The organism is Caldibacillus thermoamylovorans, from assembly GCF_000751775.1.
GTDB classification, from domain to species: Bacteria; Bacillota; Bacilli; order Bacillales; family Caldibacillaceae; genus Caldifermentibacillus; species Caldifermentibacillus hisashii.
In genome coordinates this window covers 1-19,226 of the sequence record NZ_CCRF01000105.1, presented here as the reverse complement: position 1 = coordinate 19,226, position 19,226 = coordinate 1, and the positions used below count along the sequence as shown (strand labels likewise).

17 protein-coding genes are annotated in these 19,226 nt (G+C 36.7%); 15 read left to right on the top strand and 2 right to left on the bottom strand.

The annotated features are described in order from the left end of the window. Positions 1-177 precede the first annotated feature (177 nt). The 13 genes from dnaB to BT1A1_RS19600 all read left to right on the top strand — a co-directional run bounded on the left by dnaB (position 178) and on the right by BT1A1_RS19600 (position 14,881). Positions 178-1,542, top strand: a complete 1,365-nt coding sequence (gene dnaB / locus BT1A1_RS17165; RefSeq protein WP_034773626.1) for a replicative DNA helicase — start codon at positions 178-180, stop codon at positions 1,540-1,542. Between the two features lie 225 nt (positions 1,543-1,767). After that, complete coding sequence (locus BT1A1_RS17160) at positions 1,768-3,054, top strand: adenylosuccinate synthase (protein WP_034773623.1); 1,287 nt, start codon at positions 1,768-1,770, stop codon at positions 3,052-3,054. Positions 3,055-3,511: 457 nt separating this feature from the next. Then, on the top strand, positions 3,512-4,984 hold the full coding sequence (locus BT1A1_RS17155; RefSeq protein ID WP_051989216.1) for a peptidoglycan DD-metalloendopeptidase family protein: 1,473 nt from the start codon (positions 3,512-3,514) through the stop codon (positions 4,982-4,984). 448 nt (positions 4,985-5,432) lie between these two features. Beyond that, the gene (gene yycF / locus BT1A1_RS17150; RefSeq protein ID WP_034773622.1) at positions 5,433-6,140 is read left to right on the top strand and encodes a response regulator YycF; all 708 of its coding nucleotides are present in this window, start codon (positions 5,433-5,435) and stop codon (positions 6,138-6,140) included. A gap of 9 nt (positions 6,141-6,149) precedes the next feature. Next, positions 6,150-7,973 carry a cell wall metabolism sensor histidine kinase WalK gene (gene walK, locus BT1A1_RS17145; protein ID WP_034773619.1) on the top strand — a complete coding sequence of 608 codons (1,824 nt, stop codon included), beginning with the start codon at positions 6,150-6,152 and terminating at the stop codon, positions 7,971-7,973. Next, positions 7,973-9,277, top strand: a complete 1,305-nt coding sequence (locus BT1A1_RS17140) for a YycH family regulatory protein (RefSeq protein ID WP_034773617.1) — start codon at positions 7,973-7,975, stop codon at positions 9,275-9,277. The genes walK and BT1A1_RS17140 overlap by 1 nt, the downstream gene beginning before the upstream one ends. Further along, a complete protein-coding gene (locus BT1A1_RS17135) occupies positions 9,264-10,052 on the top strand; it encodes a two-component system regulatory protein YycI (RefSeq protein ID WP_034773615.1) in 789 nt (262 codons plus the stop codon). Before BT1A1_RS17140 ends, BT1A1_RS17135 begins: the two co-directional genes overlap by 14 nt. Positions 10,053-10,200: 148 nt before the next feature. Continuing rightward, on the top strand, positions 10,201-10,995 hold the full coding sequence (locus BT1A1_RS17130) for an MBL fold metallo-hydrolase (RefSeq protein ID WP_034773613.1): 795 nt from the start codon (positions 10,201-10,203) through the stop codon (positions 10,993-10,995). 187 nt (positions 10,996-11,182) lie between these two features. Further along, complete coding sequence (locus BT1A1_RS17125; RefSeq protein WP_034773609.1) at positions 11,183-12,394, top strand: S1C family serine protease; 1,212 nt, start codon at positions 11,183-11,185, stop codon at positions 12,392-12,394. Positions 12,395-12,505: 111 nt separating this feature from the next. Beyond that, positions 12,506-12,709, top strand: a complete 204-nt coding sequence (locus BT1A1_RS17120; protein ID WP_231553357.1) for a CxxH/CxxC protein — start codon at positions 12,506-12,508, stop codon at positions 12,707-12,709. Positions 12,710-13,270: 561 nt separating this feature from the next. Then, complete coding sequence (locus BT1A1_RS17115) at positions 13,271-14,131, top strand: helix-turn-helix domain-containing protein (RefSeq protein WP_034773603.1); 861 nt, start codon at positions 13,271-13,273, stop codon at positions 14,129-14,131. A 54-nt stretch (positions 14,132-14,185) separates the two neighbouring features. Beyond that, positions 14,186-14,557 (top strand): VOC family protein, encoded by a 372-nt coding sequence (locus tag BT1A1_RS17110; protein ID WP_034773601.1) that lies wholly within the window; start codon positions 14,186-14,188, stop codon positions 14,555-14,557. A gap of 99 nt (positions 14,558-14,656) precedes the next feature. Next, positions 14,657-14,881, top strand: a complete 225-nt coding sequence (locus BT1A1_RS19600) for a DUF4368 domain-containing protein (RefSeq protein ID WP_330939320.1) — start codon at positions 14,657-14,659, stop codon at positions 14,879-14,881. Here BT1A1_RS19600 and rlmD read toward each other — a convergent pair. Further along, the gene (rlmD, locus tag BT1A1_RS17105; RefSeq protein WP_034773599.1) at positions 14,815-16,203 is read right to left on the bottom strand and encodes a 23S rRNA (uracil(1939)-C(5))-methyltransferase RlmD; all 1,389 of its coding nucleotides are present in this window, start codon (positions 16,201-16,203) and stop codon (positions 14,815-14,817) included. The genes BT1A1_RS19600 and rlmD overlap by 67 nt on opposite strands. 240 nt (positions 16,204-16,443) lie before the next feature. Here rlmD and BT1A1_RS17100 point away from each other — a divergent pair, with 240 nt between their 5' ends. Both BT1A1_RS17100 and rlmH read left to right on the top strand, forming a co-directional pair. Further along, complete coding sequence (locus BT1A1_RS17100) at positions 16,444-17,727, top strand: MFS transporter (protein ID WP_034773597.1); 1,284 nt, start codon at positions 16,444-16,446, stop codon at positions 17,725-17,727. Positions 17,728-18,027: 300 nt separating this feature from the next. Further along, positions 18,028-18,507, top strand: coding sequence for a 23S rRNA (pseudouridine(1915)-N(3))-methyltransferase RlmH (gene rlmH / locus BT1A1_RS17095; protein WP_034773595.1), 480 nt, complete (start codon positions 18,028-18,030; stop codon positions 18,505-18,507). On the opposite strand, the gene BT1A1_RS19120 is transcribed toward rlmH, so the two are convergent. Next, positions 18,448-19,226 (bottom strand): recombinase zinc ribbon domain-containing protein (locus tag BT1A1_RS19120; protein ID WP_034773593.1); only part of this gene is annotated, 779 nt, incomplete at its 5' end. The two genes, rlmH and BT1A1_RS19120, sit on opposite strands and share 60 nt — an antisense overlap.

The following is a 19,226-nucleotide window of genomic DNA, read 5'->3' as shown; positions in this document are numbered from 1 at the left end:
CCATAAGTTCGTATCCTTGTTGTTTTGTACGTATCAAAAGGAACATGGACAAGCTTCTTTGTGCACATATAATTTCAGTCTAAAATTTTCAACGTCGTCCATTGGCATCCTTGGTCGGAAGGAATTCGTTCTTTCCCAAAATTAAAAACAACAATATTTGGAGGTTTGAAAAAGCAAATGAATGATTTGTTAATCGATCGAACTCCTCCTCAAAATATTGAAGCAGAACAAGCTGTCTTAGGTGCTATTTTTATAGAACCTGAGAGTTTGATTTTTGCCTCTGAAAATTTAATACCGGAAGATTTTTACCGAAGTGCTCACCAACGAATATTTTCCGTTATGTTGAAATTAAATGATCTGGGCAAACCTGTAGATGTTGTAACGGTATCCGAGGAATTAGCAGCTTCCAATCAATTGGAAAATGTAGGTGGTATTTCTTATTTGATGGAATTGGCAAATTCGGTACCGACTGCTGCCAATATTGAATATTATGTTCACATTGTTGAGGAAAAATCTTTATTACGTCGTCTTATTCGAACCGCCAGTGAAATCGCGCAAGAAGGTTATACACGTGAAGATGAGGTAGAAATTCTTTTATCGGAAGCAGAAAAGCGGATACTTGAAGTAGCGAACCGCAAAAATACCGGAGCTTTCCAAAATATTAAAGATGTCTTGGTAAAGACCTATGATCATATTGAGCAACTCCACAGTAGAAAAGGGGAGATTACCGGGATCCCAACCGGTTTTAATGATCTTGACCGAATGACTGCAGGATTTCAACGCAATGACTTAATCATTGTCGCTGCACGTCCATCTGTAGGGAAAACCGCTTTCGCCTTGAATATTGCTCAAAATGTGGCGACTAAAACAGATGAAAATGTGGCGATCTTCTCCCTTGAGATGGGGGCAGAACAGCTTGTCATGCGGATGTTGTGTGCTGAAGGGAATATTAATGCACAAAATTTGCGTACAGGAGCATTAACCGATGAGGATTGGAAAAAACTAACGATGGCAATGGGAAGTTTATCAAATGCCGGTATTTATATTGATGATACGCCCGGAATTCGTGTTCAAGAAATTCGTGCCAAATGCCGTCGCCTAAAACAGGAACAAGGTTTAGGAATGATCGTTATTGACTATTTGCAATTAATTCAAGGAAGTGGCAGACGTTCGGATAACAGACAACAAGAAGTATCTGAAATATCCCGTTCATTGAAAGCTCTCGCCCGTGAATTGGAAGTACCGGTCATTGCCTTGTCACAGCTGTCCCGTAGCGTTGAACAACGCCAAGATAAACGACCGATGATGTCAGATATTCGGGAATCAGGAAGTATTGAGCAGGATGCTGATATCGTTGCCTTTTTATACCGTGAAGATTACTATGATAAAGAATCGGAGAACAAAAATATAATTGAGATTATTATTGCAAAGCAGCGGAATGGTCCGGTCGGTACGGTACAATTGGCGTTCGCAAAAGAATTTAATAAATTTGTTAATTTAGAAAGGCGATTTGATGAAACAGCCATTCCACCGGGAGCTTAAAAATTCAGGCTCCCTTTTTTATACAAAAAAATCCAGGAAATCATCTTTTAAACAAGTTTTATAATCCAGATCGGGTCAATCGGCGCTTTTTAAGGATTATCGCCTTTTTTACGAACATTAATAAGTTATATGTACTAATTTATTCGTATTTTACATTGACTTTTTACAGAAAAGTGATACACTAAATTGTTGTAAGGTACGTATAAAATTTTTGGAGGTGTCCAAATGGCATCAGTCGTTGTCGTTGGCTCTCAGTGGGGCGACGAAGGAAAAGGAAAGATAACTGATTATTTGTCGGAAAATGCGGAAGTTGTTGCACGCTATCAAGGTGGAAACAACGCAGGACATACAATAAAATTCAATGGTGAAACATTTAAATTGCATTTAATTCCATCCGGGATTTTTTATAAAGAAAAGATTTGTGTCATCGGGAATGGGATGGTTATTGATCCGAAAGCTTTAGTAGAGGAATTAAAATACCTCCATAATCGTAATATTTCAACGGACAATTTACATATAAGCAATCGAGCACATGTCATCTTACCTTATCATATTAAGCTGGATCAGGTGGAAGAAGAAGCAAAAGGGGAAAATAAAATCGGAACGACGAAAAAGGGAATTGGACCGGCTTATATGGATAAAGCAGCCAGAGTCGGAATCCGGATTGTTGATTTATTAGATAAAGATGTATTTAAAGAAAAATTATCTCGTAATCTCCAAGAGAAAAATCGACTATTTGAAAAAATATATGAAACAGAAGGATTTACATTAGAAGAGATTTTAGAAGAATACTATGAATATGGGCAACAGATTAAACAATATGTGTGCGATACCTCTGTTGTACTAAACAATGCAATAGATGAGGGAAGACGTGTATTGTTTGAAGGCGCACAAGGTGTGATGCTTGATATTGATCAAGGCACCTATCCTTTTGTTACCTCTTCTAATCCGGTCGCAGGCGGTGTGACTATCGGTTCCGGTGTTGGACCGACAAAAATTGACCATGTTGTTGGTGTAGCAAAAGCATACACAACAAGAGTCGGCGATGGGCCATTTCCGACTGAGCTTTTGGATGAGATAGGCGATCAAATTCGTGAAGTTGGCCGTGAGTATGGAACAACGACAGGACGACCACGCAGAGTCGGTTGGTTTGACAGCGTTGTTGTTCGTCATGCGAGAAGAGTCAGTGGCATAACCGACCTATCTTTAAACTCCATTGATGTCTTAACGGGAATTGAAACCGTGAAGATTTGCGTTGCCTATAAGTATAAAGATACCATCATTGAGGAATTTCCGGCGAGTTTGAAAGTTCTTTCCGAATGTGAACCTGTTTATGAAGAATTACCGGGTTGGACGGAAGATATAACCGGGTGCAGAACATTGGATGAACTGCCGGAAAATGCACGTCATTATGTGGAACGTGTTTCCCAATTAACCGGGATTCCGCTATCGATTTTTTCTGTTGGTCCTGACCGCACACAAACCAATTTAGTACGAGGCGTTTATCGATAGTATACCTGTCTCTTTGAACAGCCGGCGTCTATAAGGGATAAACATGCTTGACCAATGAATGGTCAAGCATGTTTTAAATAAGTGCACAAAGATGTTCAAGCAGTACATTGCAACCTCGCCATTCACTGTCCCCACAATAAATCAAAGATCTATCTTCTCGCTGAAGTAACTTTTTTGTAATAAAAATGTAATTTTGAACCCGATTAAATTCCAAACGATTCAAAAGAAAAAACATAATAGATAAAGGCAAAAAAAACATAAAAAATTTTTATGAAAGAAAAACGACTTCACAAACCATTTTCCATTATTTCCCACCATTTATACAGTTGCATTACAAAAATGGGCGTTCCGGCAAATTATTCAGCTTTTATGATAAATTAGTAAATAGAGAATTGAATTTTGATAATTTTCTTCAATATCTATTTGACATCCACAAATAGGTTATAGGAGGTACAGAATGCAACTGAAAGAAGGTTGGCAGAAAATATCTGTAAAGGCAGGGAGCTTGAAGGATCAACAAAGGCAGACGTTTAAACGAACGATTTTAGCAACCATTGTTATATCGACAATCTCCACAAGTACGTCAATCGCTACAGCAAAAGAAACAGCCAAATTACAAAAAGTATATCATGTTTATATAAATAACAATTATTTAGGCACTGTATCTGATAAAGAAAAAGTCGAACGTTTCGTTAATCAAAAAATGAGTGAAACACAAAAGCGATTTGAAGGATACCAATTAGCATATAAAAAGGATGACCTCGCTTTTGTCCCGGAACAAGTTTTTACAGCTTCTGTTGATAACGAGAAAGATGTTATTAGCAAAATACAGGAGAATTATGATGTAGCCGTAGAAGCCGTTGCTGTACAAATTGACGGTAAAACTGTTACATATTTAACAGATGAAGAAAAAGTGAATGAATTAATAGAAAAACTTAAACTCACTTATATACCACCAGAACAGCTAAAAGCATTAGAAACACAATCGAACGAAAATTTACCTGAATTAAAAGAAGGAGAAACGAGAATTACAGATATTTCATTGAGTACAAAATTAACCTATGTACATGAGGAAATTGATCCCGCCCAAGTAACATCAGTTGATGAAGCGGTAAATTTATTACAAAAAGGAATCGAGAAAGAGGAAAAATACATTGTAAAAGAGGGAGATGTTTTAGGGACAATCGCGGAAAGTCATGGATTGGATCTAAAACAGCTTCTTGATCTAAATCCGGGTTTAAATGAAGATTCCATCATTCAAATTGGCGATGAGCTGAATGTAACCGTATATGAGCCATATGTGAAAGTAAATGTGAAACAAGAAAACATGTCTTTACAAAAGATTCCATATGAAGTTCAAATTGTTGAAGATGAAACAATGTATAAAGGGGACGCAAAATTAGTTCAAGAGGGCGTCGAAGGAGAAAAGATGGTCCGTTCCATTATCACATTACAAAACGGGACAAAAATTGGAGAAGAAATTGCTGATGAAAAAGTCATTAAAGAACCGGTAAACAAAATTATTCATCAAGGTACGAAGGTCATTCCTTCAAGAGGAACCGGGCAATTTGCCTGGCCAACAAATGGAGGCTATATATCCAGTCATTTAGGTTACCGCTGGGGAAAACAGCATAAAGGAATTGATATCGCTCGTCCTGAAGACAGAATTATTAAATCAGCAGATAATGGCACAGTTGTCTCGGCCGGATGGGATGGAGGTTACGGAAACAAAATCGTCATTGATCATAATAATGGCATACAAACCGTTTATGCACATCTTTCATCGATCAATGTTTCTATTGGGCAAACGGTAGAAAAAGGAAGCCAAATCGGTATAATGGGGAGTACAGGTAATTCTACAGGCATCCATCTTCATTTTGAAGTGTATAAAAATGGCGTATTACAAAATCCATTAACGTATTTGCAATAAAGTGTAACATTAATCAATGGACGGAATCGATATCCCCGCCGATTGTCAGGTAAACAATCAGGGGACTATCCAATTCTAGGTGGGAGTCTTGACTTCCTGTTAAAAGTAGGATAAAAAATATAAAATAGCTATAATTCCCTGGTTATCCGGGGAATTTTCTTATGAAATAAATCTTCACTCGCCGTATAGATTGGGATTACTCCAATTGAAAAATAAAGGAAATTAATGAATATGTGGTGAACTTCACCTCTATTTCATGATAAAGTAAAGAGTAGGGCCTCCTTTTCTAAAGTTTGCGATAAAATATGTTTACGCAACTCTAAGTGTGAATTATTTGTAAAAATTTTGTATTATTCATAAGTAGAACCTAATTTCCTGAAAATCTCTAAAAACTAGAATAGATGAAAATAGATGATGTAATTACGTTAAGCAGAGAGGAGAGGTTTAAATGGCTAAAAAAATATTGGTCGTTGATGACGAGAAACCTATTGCAGATATTTTACAATTTAATTTAAAAAAGGACGGTTATGAGGTCTTTTGTGCATACGATGGGGATGAGGCACTGGAATTAGTTGAAGAAGTACAACCGGATCTTATCTTACTGGACATTATGCTTCCGGAAAAGGATGGGATGGAAGTTTGTAAAGAGATCCGAAAGAAATATGAGATGCCAATTATAATGTTAACCGCAAAGGATTCAGAAATTGATAAAGTTCTAGGACTTGAACTGGGTGCTGACGATTATGTTACAAAACCATTCAGTACAAGGGAGTTGCTGGCTCGTGTAAAAGCAAACTTACGCCGCCACCAACAAGTTAACACAGCAAACCAAGAAAATGAGAATAAAGAAATTGCCATCGGATCCCTCGTTATTCACCCGGATGCATATATCGTTTCAAAACGAGGCGAAATGATCGAGCTTACACACAGGGAGTTTGAGCTTTTATATTATTTGGCAAAACACCTCGGTCAAGTAATGACAAGAGAGCATTTACTTCAAACTGTTTGGGGTTATGACTATTATGGCGATGTACGGACAGTTGATGTGACAGTACGAAGATTACGGGAGAAAATTGAAGATAATCCAAGTCATCCTGGTTGGCTTGTCACGAGACGCGGTGTCGGATATTATTTACAAAACCCAGAACAGGAGTAATCGAGGCAAATGAAAAAATTTTCCATATTTTCTTCGATCCGGTTAAAATTTATTCTTTTCTTCGTTTTACTTATCTTACTTGCCATGGAAATTATTGGCGTTTATTTTGTCCGGGAGTTGGAAAAGGAACTCACGCAGAACTTTAAAGACTCGATTTTAAACCGAGTAAATTTATTAACTTATAATTTGGAAGAAGAGTTTTTAAAAGAGCGGGATAGTGAAGAATCCTTACAATTTGAAGATGACGTGAAAAAACTGTTAATTGATAATAAATCTTCAGATATAGAAGAAATGCGGGTGTATGATAAAGATTTACGGGTCATCGCTACTTCCGATCCGGGAAGTCAGGATAAAGTTGGTCAAAGGACGACAGATATCGTTGTAACAAGAACCTTTGTTACGGAAGAAATGATTGAAAAAATGTCTATTGACAAATCAACGAATGAACGGAAGTGGTTATTGTACGTCCCGATCAAAGTCGATAATGAAATTGAAGGGATCCTATTCATTGAAGGGAAAATTGAAAGGGTTTTTGAACAAATTCAAGTCATCAACCAAGTTCTCATAAATGGAACGATAATTGCGCTAGTCTTTACAGCCATTGTTGCAGTCATCATTGCTCAAACAATTACAAGACCGATCACAGATATGAAAAAGCAGGCTCAGGCAATGGCCAGAGGGAATTATTCCCGGAAAGTAAAAGTATACGGTCATGATGAAATTGGCCAATTAGCCATTACTTTTAATAATTTATCTAAAAAACTTCAAGATGAACAAGCGAAAACCGATAGTGAAAAACGGAAATTGTCCTCAATCTTAAAGTTTATGACAGACGGGGTTATTTCTACCGATCGTAAAGGACGAATTATTCTTATTAATGAAGCGGCTGAGCAAATGCTGAATGTTACACGTGAAACAGTCATATCTGAAAATATTATTGATGTCCTGGAGCTTGGGGATAAATATTCATTAAAGGATTTAACACAGGAACAAAACTCGGTTATTCTCGATTTAAGTACGAATGCGGTACCGCTAATTGTCCGTGTTAATTTTTCCATTATCCAAAAAGAAACAGGGATTATGAACGGTTTAATTGTTGTCCTTCATGATATAACCGAGCAAGAAAAAATTGAAAGGGAACGCCGTGAATTTGTTGCCAATGTATCTCATGAGTTAAGAACACCTTTAACAACGATGCGAAGTTACTTGGAAGCTTTGACGGACGGTGCCTGGATGGATAAAGACATTGCTCCTCAATTTTTAAAGGTAACGCAAAATGAAACGGAACGGATGATACGGTTAGTGAATGATCTCCTCGTGTTATCAAAAATGGATAGTAAAGATTATCAATTACGTAAAGAATGGATTAACTTTCCGAAGTTCCTTGACCATATTATCGACCGGTTCGAGATGGCAAAAGAAAAAAATGTTCATTTTTCACGTGACTATTTAAATGAACCAATACTCGTAGAAATTGATCAGGATAAAATTACCCAAGTATTAGATAATATTATCTCCAATGCTTTAAAATATTCGCCAAGCGGTGGAACAATCACCGTTAAAATGGTTGTCTTTCATGATTCTTTGGAAGTAAAAATTTCCGATCAAGGTGTAGGGATACCAAAACAAAATTTACATCGTATCTTTGACCGCTTTTATCGTGTTGATAAAGCGAGAGCAAGACACATTGGCGGCACGGGACTCGGACTTGCAATTGCAAAGGAAATGGTTGAAGCCCATAACGGTCATATTTGGGCTACGAGCATTGAAGGGAAAGGAACGACCATCCATTTCACTCTTCCATATGACCGTGATCAAGGGGATGATTTTTAATGAAAGTTGAACAAATCAAAACATTAATACTCACTACTTTGGTTTTGGTTAGCATCGTTCTGTTTTGGAATCTTGTTACTTTTCAACGAAACTATGACTTAGTGAATAATCAAGAATATGTAAAAGAAGTCACGATTAATGATATAAAAAAGCCAATAAAAGATCTGGTTGTTCCGAATAAGATCATTTATCGAAATGGGGAAAACAGTTTCCATGGCATCCAAAATATGGAACAGATCACACCATTTGTTAATGAAATTAGGAAATGGACTTTCTATGGTTTTCAAAGAAGTGTCAATGAATTTGTGGAAAAATTTGAAGGAATGCCCGGAAAGCAGGTTCTCATTGTCCAGTTTCCCGGTGATGTCCCGTTTGAATTGTTAAAATCGATGTATACGGTTGAGGTAAAAGAGATACCGAGCGGAAATTTCCGTTACATGTTCATTTTTCAGGAAGACCTAAACGATGACGAAGGAATTGTTTATTTTGCTACCAATGATTTAAGGTCGATCATTAAGGCAAATGTTCGGCAAAAATCTTCTGCACATTTTAGAAACTTAATTGAAATTATGAGTAATAATAGCAATCCTTATTACGCGTACAAGAAGAATTCCGGCTATTTATTTATTAACGACAAGGAAACGGTTATTCCGGATGATCAATACTATCCACGGTTATACGATGAAAAAATATTTGTTGATGCACTCTTTTCGAATCCGGACAGGGTAACGATAAATGATGAAGAGTATACGGACGGTTCAAGTTTGATGAAGCTTCAATCTGATCAGCAGATGTTAACTTTTGTAGATCCAACCATTACTGAGTCACCTGACACCGTTTATAATATGATAACAACGAGTGTTAATTATATAAATGCGCATGGAGGCTGGACGGATCAATATTATTATTCGGGAGCATTCGTAAACACGAAAAAAATTAATTTTCAACTTTATACAAATAATTATCCTGTATTCAATGAACTCGGATTAAATGAACTTTCATTAGTAGTCGGGAAAAATAGAATTCATGAGTATAGACGCCCGTACTTCAGATTAGACTTTATCCCATATAACCCAAACAAACAGGAGTATACCTTACCTAAGGGAACCGATGTGTTAGCGGAAATACAAGGGGATGGTGTAAATTTAGAATCGGTTGAAGATATTTTAATTGGGTATCATATGGAAAAAGATAATGAGAATGCTGTTATAAAATTTCAACCCTCTTGGTTCTATAAAATCGGTAATTCATGGATCCGGGTTAATGATGAAAAACTGGGAGTGGTCGAAAATGGACTGGAGTAGAGCCAAAAACGTCTTTATTATGATTTTTCTTATATTGGATATATTTTTGATCAGTCAATTTATTATTCAAAAATCCGAAAACACGTATGATTTAATTCAAGATACGCCAATTGATCAACAATTGAAGGCTGATAATATTCAAATTAAAACAGAACTACCATTAAAACCAACAAAGGCAAGCTATGTTGAGGCAGATGCCATGGTTTTTCAAGCCGATGATATTTCTTCTTTATCGGGACAGTCTATTGAGATCCTAAACGATAATATTTTAATAAAAAGCCAGTTAACAAGCCCGTATCCGTTAAAGAAAGATTGGAAAGTGGCGGATGTGGATCAATTTTTAAAGAACTATGTTTATTACGGTGACCAATACAAATATTATCAATATGATAAAGACAAGAATATGATCACCTATTATCAACTGTATAAAAATCAAATGTTTTACAAAAATGCAAGCGGACAAGTTCAATTAGTGTTAAATGATAAAAATGAGATTGTTTCCTATTCACAAACGATGCTTGATGATATAAAGGAAATTTCGAAACAAGAGATTCTTACTGCTCATGAAGCAATGGCTATTCTTTATAATAAAGGACTGCTGGATGTCGGTAGTAATATAACAAATATTAAGCTCGGCTATTATACATTGGTACCGATAAAATCTTCACAATTACTTGCGCCTACATGGTGTTTTACTATTGATGATAAACGGGATTATTTTGTAAATGCTGTTGAAGGTCATGTATTAAATGAAGAAGAAGAAATTTTAAAATAGGTAGATGTTTTGATAAACCGTTAAATATGATAAGATAATAAGTATAAAAATACTTGATAGGCTGGTAGAATTCATTCTACTAGCCTTTAAATATGGTAGAAGGAAAAACTTTTAAGTAGATAAATATACGGTTTATGGAGTGAAAGGAATGACATTAAAATTTAGTGTTTTGGCAAGCGGAAGCACCGGAAATGCAATCTACATAGAGACAGAGGAGCACGCCTTTTTAGTTGATGCAGGTTTAAGCGGAAAACATATGGAAGGATTGTTGCAACAAATTGAAAGAAAACCCGATCAGCTGGATGGCATTCTTGTCACTCATGAACATAGTGACCATATAAAAGGTGTTGGTGTTTTGGCAAGAAAATACAAGTTGCCGATTTACGCAAATGAAAAAACATGGCAAGCGATGTCTCCGTTAATCGGTGAAATACCAACGGATTTAAAATTTATATTTCCCACAGAATCCGTTCGTTCTTTCAAAGGGTTGGACATCGAATCTTTTGGCGTTTCCCATGATGCAGCAGAACCGATGTTTTATATTTTTCATCATAATGGAAAAAAGTTGGTAGTCATAACCGATACCGGATATGTTAGCAATCGGATGATCGGCACAATTGAAAATGCCGATTACTACATATTTGAAAGTAATCATGATGTCGAAATGCTGCGGATGGGAAAATATCCGTGGAATATTAAGCGGCGAATCTTAAGCGATATTGGCCATGTGTCTAATGAAGATGCGGCAATGGCAATGAGCGAATGCATAGGTGACAATACGAAAGGGATTTATTTGGCACACTTAAGTAAAGATAATAATATGAAAGAGTTGGCGAGAATGTCAGTTGGCCAAGTTTTAGAAAGTCGGGGATTTGTTGTGGGTGAGCAAGTTTCATTATATGATACCGATCCGAAAATTCCGACCGTATTAAAGGCAATTTAAAAATAAGCAAAAAGGTTGAAAGGAAAAAGCTTTTGTTCATATATTGAAACAAAGGCTTTTTTCATATATCTTGGGAATTTTTTCATAAAATATTGTTCATATTAATTGAGAGTAGAACTGTTTGTAGAAAATTTTTTAGCTGACTCATACATACATCCATAAAAATTGAATAAAAGGTGTGATTATAATGGGCTATTATGAAGATGACAACGGATTTGGAAGCCGAAAAAAACCGAAAGATAATAAGCGAGGTTATTTTTTCTCCGGTTTCATCGGGGCTGTCATTGGCGGCTTAGTTGTATCGCTGACTTCACCCTATCTAATGGATAACCAAACCAATGAGAATCAATCGGATGCCATTATTGAGAAGACAGGTAAAGAAAATAACAGTGATAGCATTGTCCAAAATGTATCCGTAAAAGTAGAAACAGACGTGACAAAAGCAGTAAATAAGGCAGGTGGCTCCGTTGTCGGAATTACGAATATCCAAGGAGGCAATGTTTGGACACAAGCACAAGAGGCAGGCACCGGTTCAGGGGTCATTTATAAAAAACAAGACAACTCAGCCTATATCGTTACCAATCACCATGTAGTCGAGGGGGCAAACCGGTTGGAAGTCACTTTAGCCAATGGAGAAAAAATAGAGGCGAAATTATTAGGAAGTGACTTATGGACCGATCTTGCCGTTTTACAAGTAGATGGAAATAAGATTCAAACGGTAGCTGAATTTGGTGACTCAGATGCATTAAAATTAGGTGAACCGGTGATTGCCATTGGAAATCCGCTTGGTTTGGAATTTGCCGGCTCGATTACTCAGGGGATTATTTCCGGATTGGAACGGACAGTGCCGCTTGACTTCGACGGTGACGGTATACCGGATTGGAACGCAGAGGTGTTACAAACGGATGCAGCGATTAATCCGGGGAATAGCGGAGGCGCCCTTGTGAATATAGCCGGGCAAGTCGTTGGTATCAACTCCATGAAAATTGCCCAAGAACAAGTGGAAGGAATAGGTTTTTCCATTCCAATTAATACAGCAATTCCCATCATTGAAGACTTGGAGAAAAATGGCGTGGTGAAGCGGCCATATATGGGTGTTTCCTTGGAGGATATTAATGAAGTGCCCATTTATCATCAACAACAAACCCTTCATTTACCGGATAATATTAAATCGGGATTGTTAATTGCAGAAATTGCCCCGGGTGGTCCGGCAGATCAAGGTGGATTAAAACAATTGGATGTTATTGTGAAATTGGATGGGCAAGAAGTGAACAACATTATTGATTTACGCAAGCATTTATACACAAAAAAAGAAATAGGCGATCAGTTGAAAGTTGGATTTTACCGAAATGGAAAATACCAAGAAAAGACGATTACACTAACCGGGGAAGGTAGGTAAGTCACAGAGGCACCTCGTGAATTTTTATATGGTAGGCTGGTGGGTTTCGACTCTATCTTACGGAGATTTAAGGGGATATGATTGATCAATGAAACCACTGAGGCAGTCACTGTGGCAGTCACTGTGGCAGTCTCTTCAAGTCAGGTGATGGAAATGAAAAATATTTATTGTTGCAAAGAGCATGTCGAATATGGACTAGAAGAAGTCATAAATGAAAGTGAAGTTCCGCCAAAACTCGAGGAGGTAAAAGAACAGTTGCCAACAGTAACCTGTGAATACTGTGGACAACTCGCAGAATATATTGTGTCGAACTAATATTCTCACACAAAATGTGGATAATAAATGTGGATATGTGGATAACTTTTGTTAATAAGCTGTCAGTAACCTGTTTATAGCCTGTTTATAAACTGGGGAAAACGATTGGGTATGATGAATTTATAGGAAACAGACAAGAAAAAATTTTTCCACAAGAAAAAGGGTCTTCTGAATGGAAGGCCCTTGTAATCGTGCGCCGTACACTGTGATTATCAGATTCTTTGGCCGTTCAATGCATTATTTAACTAACATTAACAATGAACAGCACTCCAAGTGCGTTGAGTGCTGAATATAGACAATGTTTAATACGAGTAGTGGAATTCACCTTAACTTTATAATATGAATCAAGTACACAATTTACAAAAACAGAAAAACGATCAGAACGGAAAAAGCGCAAAGCATTTCTTTGTAATATCTAATTGAACATAAGCTGCCCATTAGAGAACACTACATTTATTGAACAGCTCTCTCATCTCCCCCCTTTTATATTGCCATTTCCAATTAGTTCATTTATAATTTTATTTAAGGTCATAAAAAATCTGCCAGTGCCGAGGTTTCAGTATGAGTAAAAAAAGTTCTAAAAACTACATTCTTCATGCCCAGAGCAAACAGTTTTTCTGGGAAGGACAAGGACAACTTTCAATCAAAACATTTGCTAATGGAAAAGCGTTTTACAAAACTAATAGAGGATTTTACTCCGTTGAGGAAAATAGATACCTTCTACTTAATGAGGGCTCCTATACAATATCAATTGATGAAAAAACAGAAGTAGAATCGTTTTGTATCTTTTTTAGAGATGGGTTTGCCCAAGAAGTTTTACCTTCCATACTAAAGTCAACAAACTCTATTCTATCAGACCCATATTTTGATATGGATACTGTCGAATTCTATGAGAAGACCTACCAGATAACTCCAACCTTAATGTTACAATTAGAAAAGTTTCAAAGACACTACGACTTATTCCATAATGATTTTTTATGGTTCGATGAGCAGTTTCACAATCTTATGCAGATCATGTTATTTGCTCATTTTGATACCCTTAGTAAAATGGAATCACTAAACACAATTAAAAGTTCAACCCGTGATGAATTATTCAGACGTGTATCCGTTGCACATGATTTTATTAGGGCCTATTTTAATCACCAGATAAAATTACATGATATTTCAAGTGTCGCATGTTTATCGCAGAACCATCTGTTGAGGAGCTACAAAAAAATTTATGGTAAAACCCCACACCAGCATGTTTCTGAATTGAGAATACTTAAAGCAAAAAAACTTCTTGAGGATATGGAACTCAGTATGACTGATATTACTTATGAAATAGGATTCAATAACCCTGCATCTTTTAGCAAGATATTTAAGGCTTCTACAGGTTTATCTCCACTTCAATATAGAAAAAAAGTGATTTTGGATAAGAATTAATATATGTAATGTTTTATTATCATTAAGAAGACATCAATTAAAGGAGAGAGAGCAATGATGAACATCCAAAAGATTAACCAAATAGGAGTACCTGTTAAGGACATTAATAGAGCAGTAAGTTTTTATAAGGCTCTTAGCCTACCATTACTTTTTTCAACAGATACAATGGCATTTTTCGATTGTGACGGAATACGAATTCTATTAAGTTTACCAGAAAAAGATGAGTTTTCACATCCAAGCTCTGTTATTTACTTTCAAGTTGAAAACATATGGGAAACCTATAAAAAATTCACAAATGCTGGGGTATCCTTTATTGATGAACCCCATATTGTTGCAAAAATGGGCGGCACCGAAACTTGGATGACTTTCTTTAAAGACACAGAAGGCAATACACATGCATTCATAAGTGAATTAGAAGTTGAATAATCTATAATCAAAGGATACCTTTTCAAACAATGGTATCCAACTCGCTAAACTGAATGAGGAAAGATTAAATTAGAAAAGGGATTACTTCAATAAAAACAAATGATTGATTTTACAAAACTAATCCAACAAATTGAACGGTTTGTTCAAAACTCTGTTCTTGAAGAACAAATGCTTCACAAACTAATAGAAAGAATTGAGATAAAAGAAGATGGGAGTCCGAGAATCCATTACCGATTCTCGGACCCTTTATATATCTTCTATTTTTTTATTAACAATGCGCAGCACTCCACATGTACTGTATGTGGGAATAGATCGACCGGTTGAACCAGCTGTAATTGGTAACCGAATGGGCGTAATTCTTTCATGTCAGTGGCAAATGTGTCCGGATTACATGAAACATAGACAATGCGTTCAGGTTGCGCACGACCGATTTTCCGCATGACTTTCCCGCCGGCACCCGAGCGAGGAGGGTCTAATAATAATAGTTCGGGTGTTCCAAAGCTATCGATAACCTCGTCTATGCCATGACGTGCATCTCTCGCCAGAAAATGAGTGTTGGTTATTCCGTTATCTTTTGCATTTCGCTTTGCTGATTCTATGGATGTTTCCACGATTTCAATGCCGCTTAATTCTTTTACTTGTTTAGCAAAAGGAAGGGAAAATGTGCCTACACCGCAAAAGAGATCGATCATCTTTTCATTTTTTTTAGGCTGTCCCATTTCAATGGCAAGATCGACTAATTTTTGTGCTTGAGTCGGGTTTGTTTGAAAAAATGTATCATACCAAATACGGTATCGAAAACCGGATAATTCATCATAAATAAAATCTCTTCCGGATAAAACATGGGTTTTTTCTGATTGGGTCCGATCAGCCCAATCTCGATTTTCCAGCCATAATAAACTTTTTACTTCGGGAAATTTAGCTTCAATCCGATCAATTAAATCGGATGCAGCTTCACGAAGATTTCCGTCCGGCGCCTCGGTGGCAAATAAAGCAAGCATCATTTCCCCTGTGGCAAAAGATTCACGAACCATTAAGTGTCGCAGTAACCCTTCATGAGTATCTTTATTATACCCGGATAAATGATGATCACTAGCCCACTTTGCTATGTCCATTGCCGCTTCAACCATTTTCTTTCCGGCAATTAGGCAAGTTTCAAGTGAAATAATTTTTCTGAAATTCCCTTGCTCATGCAAACCAAGCGTGCCATCCGGGGAGAAGGTAAATTCCATCTTATTACGGTAATGCCACGGATCTTCCATACCCATTGTATCTTGGACAAGATATGGTTCAAAGCCTTGTGCTTCCAAGGCATGTTTTACGTGATTCGTTTTTTCTTGCAATTGTCCGGCATATTGCCAATGCTGCCAGACGCAACCGCCACATAAAGAGAAATGAGGGCAGGCTGGCCCAATTCGTTCCGGATGAGCTTCAATAATTTCTTCAAGAACGGCTTTTCTCCTTCTCCGTTCAGGTTTATCAACAGTAACGCGTACTTTTTCTCCGGGCAGTGTTTCCGGGACAGTCAATTTGAGTTTTTTTGAATTTCCCTTTTCATTCTCATGCCAAACGACAGCTTGTCCGGCTCCATTTTTATCCAATTGTCTGATTTCGGTTATGAAAGATGATCCTACAGTAGTAGACAATCATGTTCCTCCTTTCAATATAAAAACGCTTATGTCATTTTCCGTTATAGTCAAGGGAAATAAATATCATTCTTTTTATACTAACCTATTATAACGGAAACCCAATGATTTTAAAATTACCGGTATATATAGGAATTTATGACGTAATGGAAAGTTATGTCTTTTAAAAATTTTACAAAACAATTATATTTCGTTTTAGGTAAATATGGTATATTGGGTATAAGGGGAGGGAGTGAAAACATGGCGAAATACAGTAAAAAGGAAAAGAGCTGGATGATGTATGATTGGGCAACTTCGGCTTATTCGGTTGTCATAACGACGGCGATTTTTCCAATTTATTATAAATCGGTTGCAACGAATGCCGGCGTTGACCCAAGTCAATCTACAGCTTTCTTAGGGTATACGATTTCAATTTCCACTTTTATTTTGGCAATGTTGGCTCCGATACTTGGTACGATTGCAGATTATCGAGGTTTTAAGAAAAAGTTTTTTGTATTTTTCTTTCTTTTGGGGACACTTTCAACGGTGGGTCTCGTATTCGTACCAAGTGATCAATGGCTGCTTTTACTGGTAATGAATTTATTAACGGCCATTGGTGCCAGGGGGGCAAATATTTTTTATGACGCTTTTATCGTTGATGTCACAGCAAAGGATAAAATGGATGATGTTTCATCCCGGGGATTTGCTTTAGGGTACATCGGCAGTAGTATTCCTTTTGTGATCAGTATCGGGATTATTATTTTAGCGCAAACCGGCATTATTCCTTTGTCAATGACAGCAGCAAGCCGAATTGCCTTTTTCATAACAGCTGTATGGTGGATTGGATTTGCCATCCCGCTCATTAAAAATGTAAAACAGATTTATTATGTAGAGAGAGAGCCAAAAATTATTGTAAATAGTTTTAAAAGACTGGGTAAGACATTTAAAGATATAAAGCAATATCGGAATATTTTCTTATTTTTATTAGCATATTTCTTTTATATCGATGGGGTCGATACGATTATTTCCATGTCAACCGCTTATGGCACGGATGTAGGTTTGAGTGCTACTGATATGATTATTGCCCTGCTAGCCGTCCAAGTTGTTGCAGCACCGTTTGCCATTCTCTTTGGGACACTTGCAAAAAAATATGGAGCAAAAATAATGCTTTATGTCGGAATTTTTATTTATACTTTTATATGTGTTTATGCGATGTTTATGGACAGTGCTTTTGATTTTTGGGTATTGGCTATGCTGGTTGCTACATCACAGGGGGGAATTCAAGCATTGAGCCGTTCCTTTTTTGCCCAAATGGTGCCTGAGGAAAAATCAAACGAGTTTTTCGGTTTTTACAACATATTTGGCCGATTTGCAGCTGTCTCAGGGCCGTTTCTCATGGGTGTAACAACGCAAATAACGGGAAGTTCTTCGATGGGCATTTTTAGTCTCATCATTTTGTTTATCATCGGTTTTATATTATTGACCTTTGTACAAAAACCTGATCTTTCCTCGGTAAATCGTGAAGAAACAGACGTATCTGTATAAAAAGATGGGGATTTCTCCATCTATTTTTATCCACCAGAAAGAAGGAGTTGTCCGAAACTGCTAATTTTGAAGGAAGTGCGAAATGGACAGATTACTCGATACGGGACGGCAATCTTGTCACCGGGGAAAATCCGTAATCTTTAAAAATTACGGTGGAAAAATTAATCGAGGCCGTCGAAGCATCATACTTGTAAAGGAATCCTAGCCTTTAGGGTTTTTTGTTATTCGCAGCCCTTCGATTGAATTGTTATTTTGCCATTTGATAAAATACAAAAGAATAAATTGGAAAGGTCATTTAAAATGAAGATTTCGATTATAACTGTAGGAAAACTGAAAGAGAAATATTTAAAACAAGGTATTGATGAGTATTTAAAACGATTATCCGCCTATGCCAAAGTGGAAATCATTGAGGTAGCCGATGAAAAAGCACCGGAACATTTAAGTGAGGCAGAAATGGAAGAAGTGAAGCGGAAGGAAGGGGAACGAATTCTTTCCCATCTTAGTGAAGATACATACATTATTACCCTGGAAATAAGTAGCAGAATGTTAAACTCCGAACAACTTGCCGCAAAAATCGATGAACTCGGTACATATGGGAAAAGTAAATTAGCATTTATTATCGGTGGCTCGCTCGGACTAAGTAAAGAAGTGCAAAACCGAAGTGACCTGGCCCTTTCCTTCTCAAAAATGACATTTCCACATCAGTTAATGAGGCTGATTTTACTCGAACAAATATACCGGGCTTACCGGATTAATCGAGGGGAACCGTACCATAAATAGAGGCAAAAATTGTTGAAGATATGGAGGTAATTCTTTATCGGAAGCGGGTATTGAAAATGTATGTTCATTATCCGTTTCTCGATATAACAAGTGGATTAGAGTAAAGGTTTTCGAAATGTTCATTTCAGTAAAATCAAATTCAAGTTCTATATTTTTAATGCTTCTTGATTTGTCATCTTGTTTGATAGTAATATTATCAATTAACAACAGTAGCAATTGCTTTTGATTTTCCCTAGTTGTCTTCTTGTAAACAGATAGGAATTTCTTCAGTAATTTTTCAATCAAATCTGGTTGAATTACTTTTGAGTCGATAGAACCTAATTGCATTATAACCTCATTTTTTCTTTGTTCGAACCCCCTTTTATCATCGGAAACCTTTTGTAATCTTTCTTGCAGAATATCTATTGGGAGAGTGTTTTTCTCAAAGGCTTCCATATACTTTGCTTGTAATTGTTCTATTTCCTTTAGTTGTTTTTCAATCTCTTCTAGTTCTATATTAAGCCGTTTTATCGCATGGGCAGAAGTTGAACTTATTTCTGTTAGTGTCTTATAAAGTTTTTTCTTATTAGAACAAAATTGTTGGATCCTTTTAATAACTGTATCTTCTGCTTCATATGCTTTAATGGAATTAGCTTTACAAGCAGCAGATCCTTTATTATGAAAATCGCTACAGACATAATAACGATGTTTTCGTTTCGTCCCATCTTTTCGTGTATAAG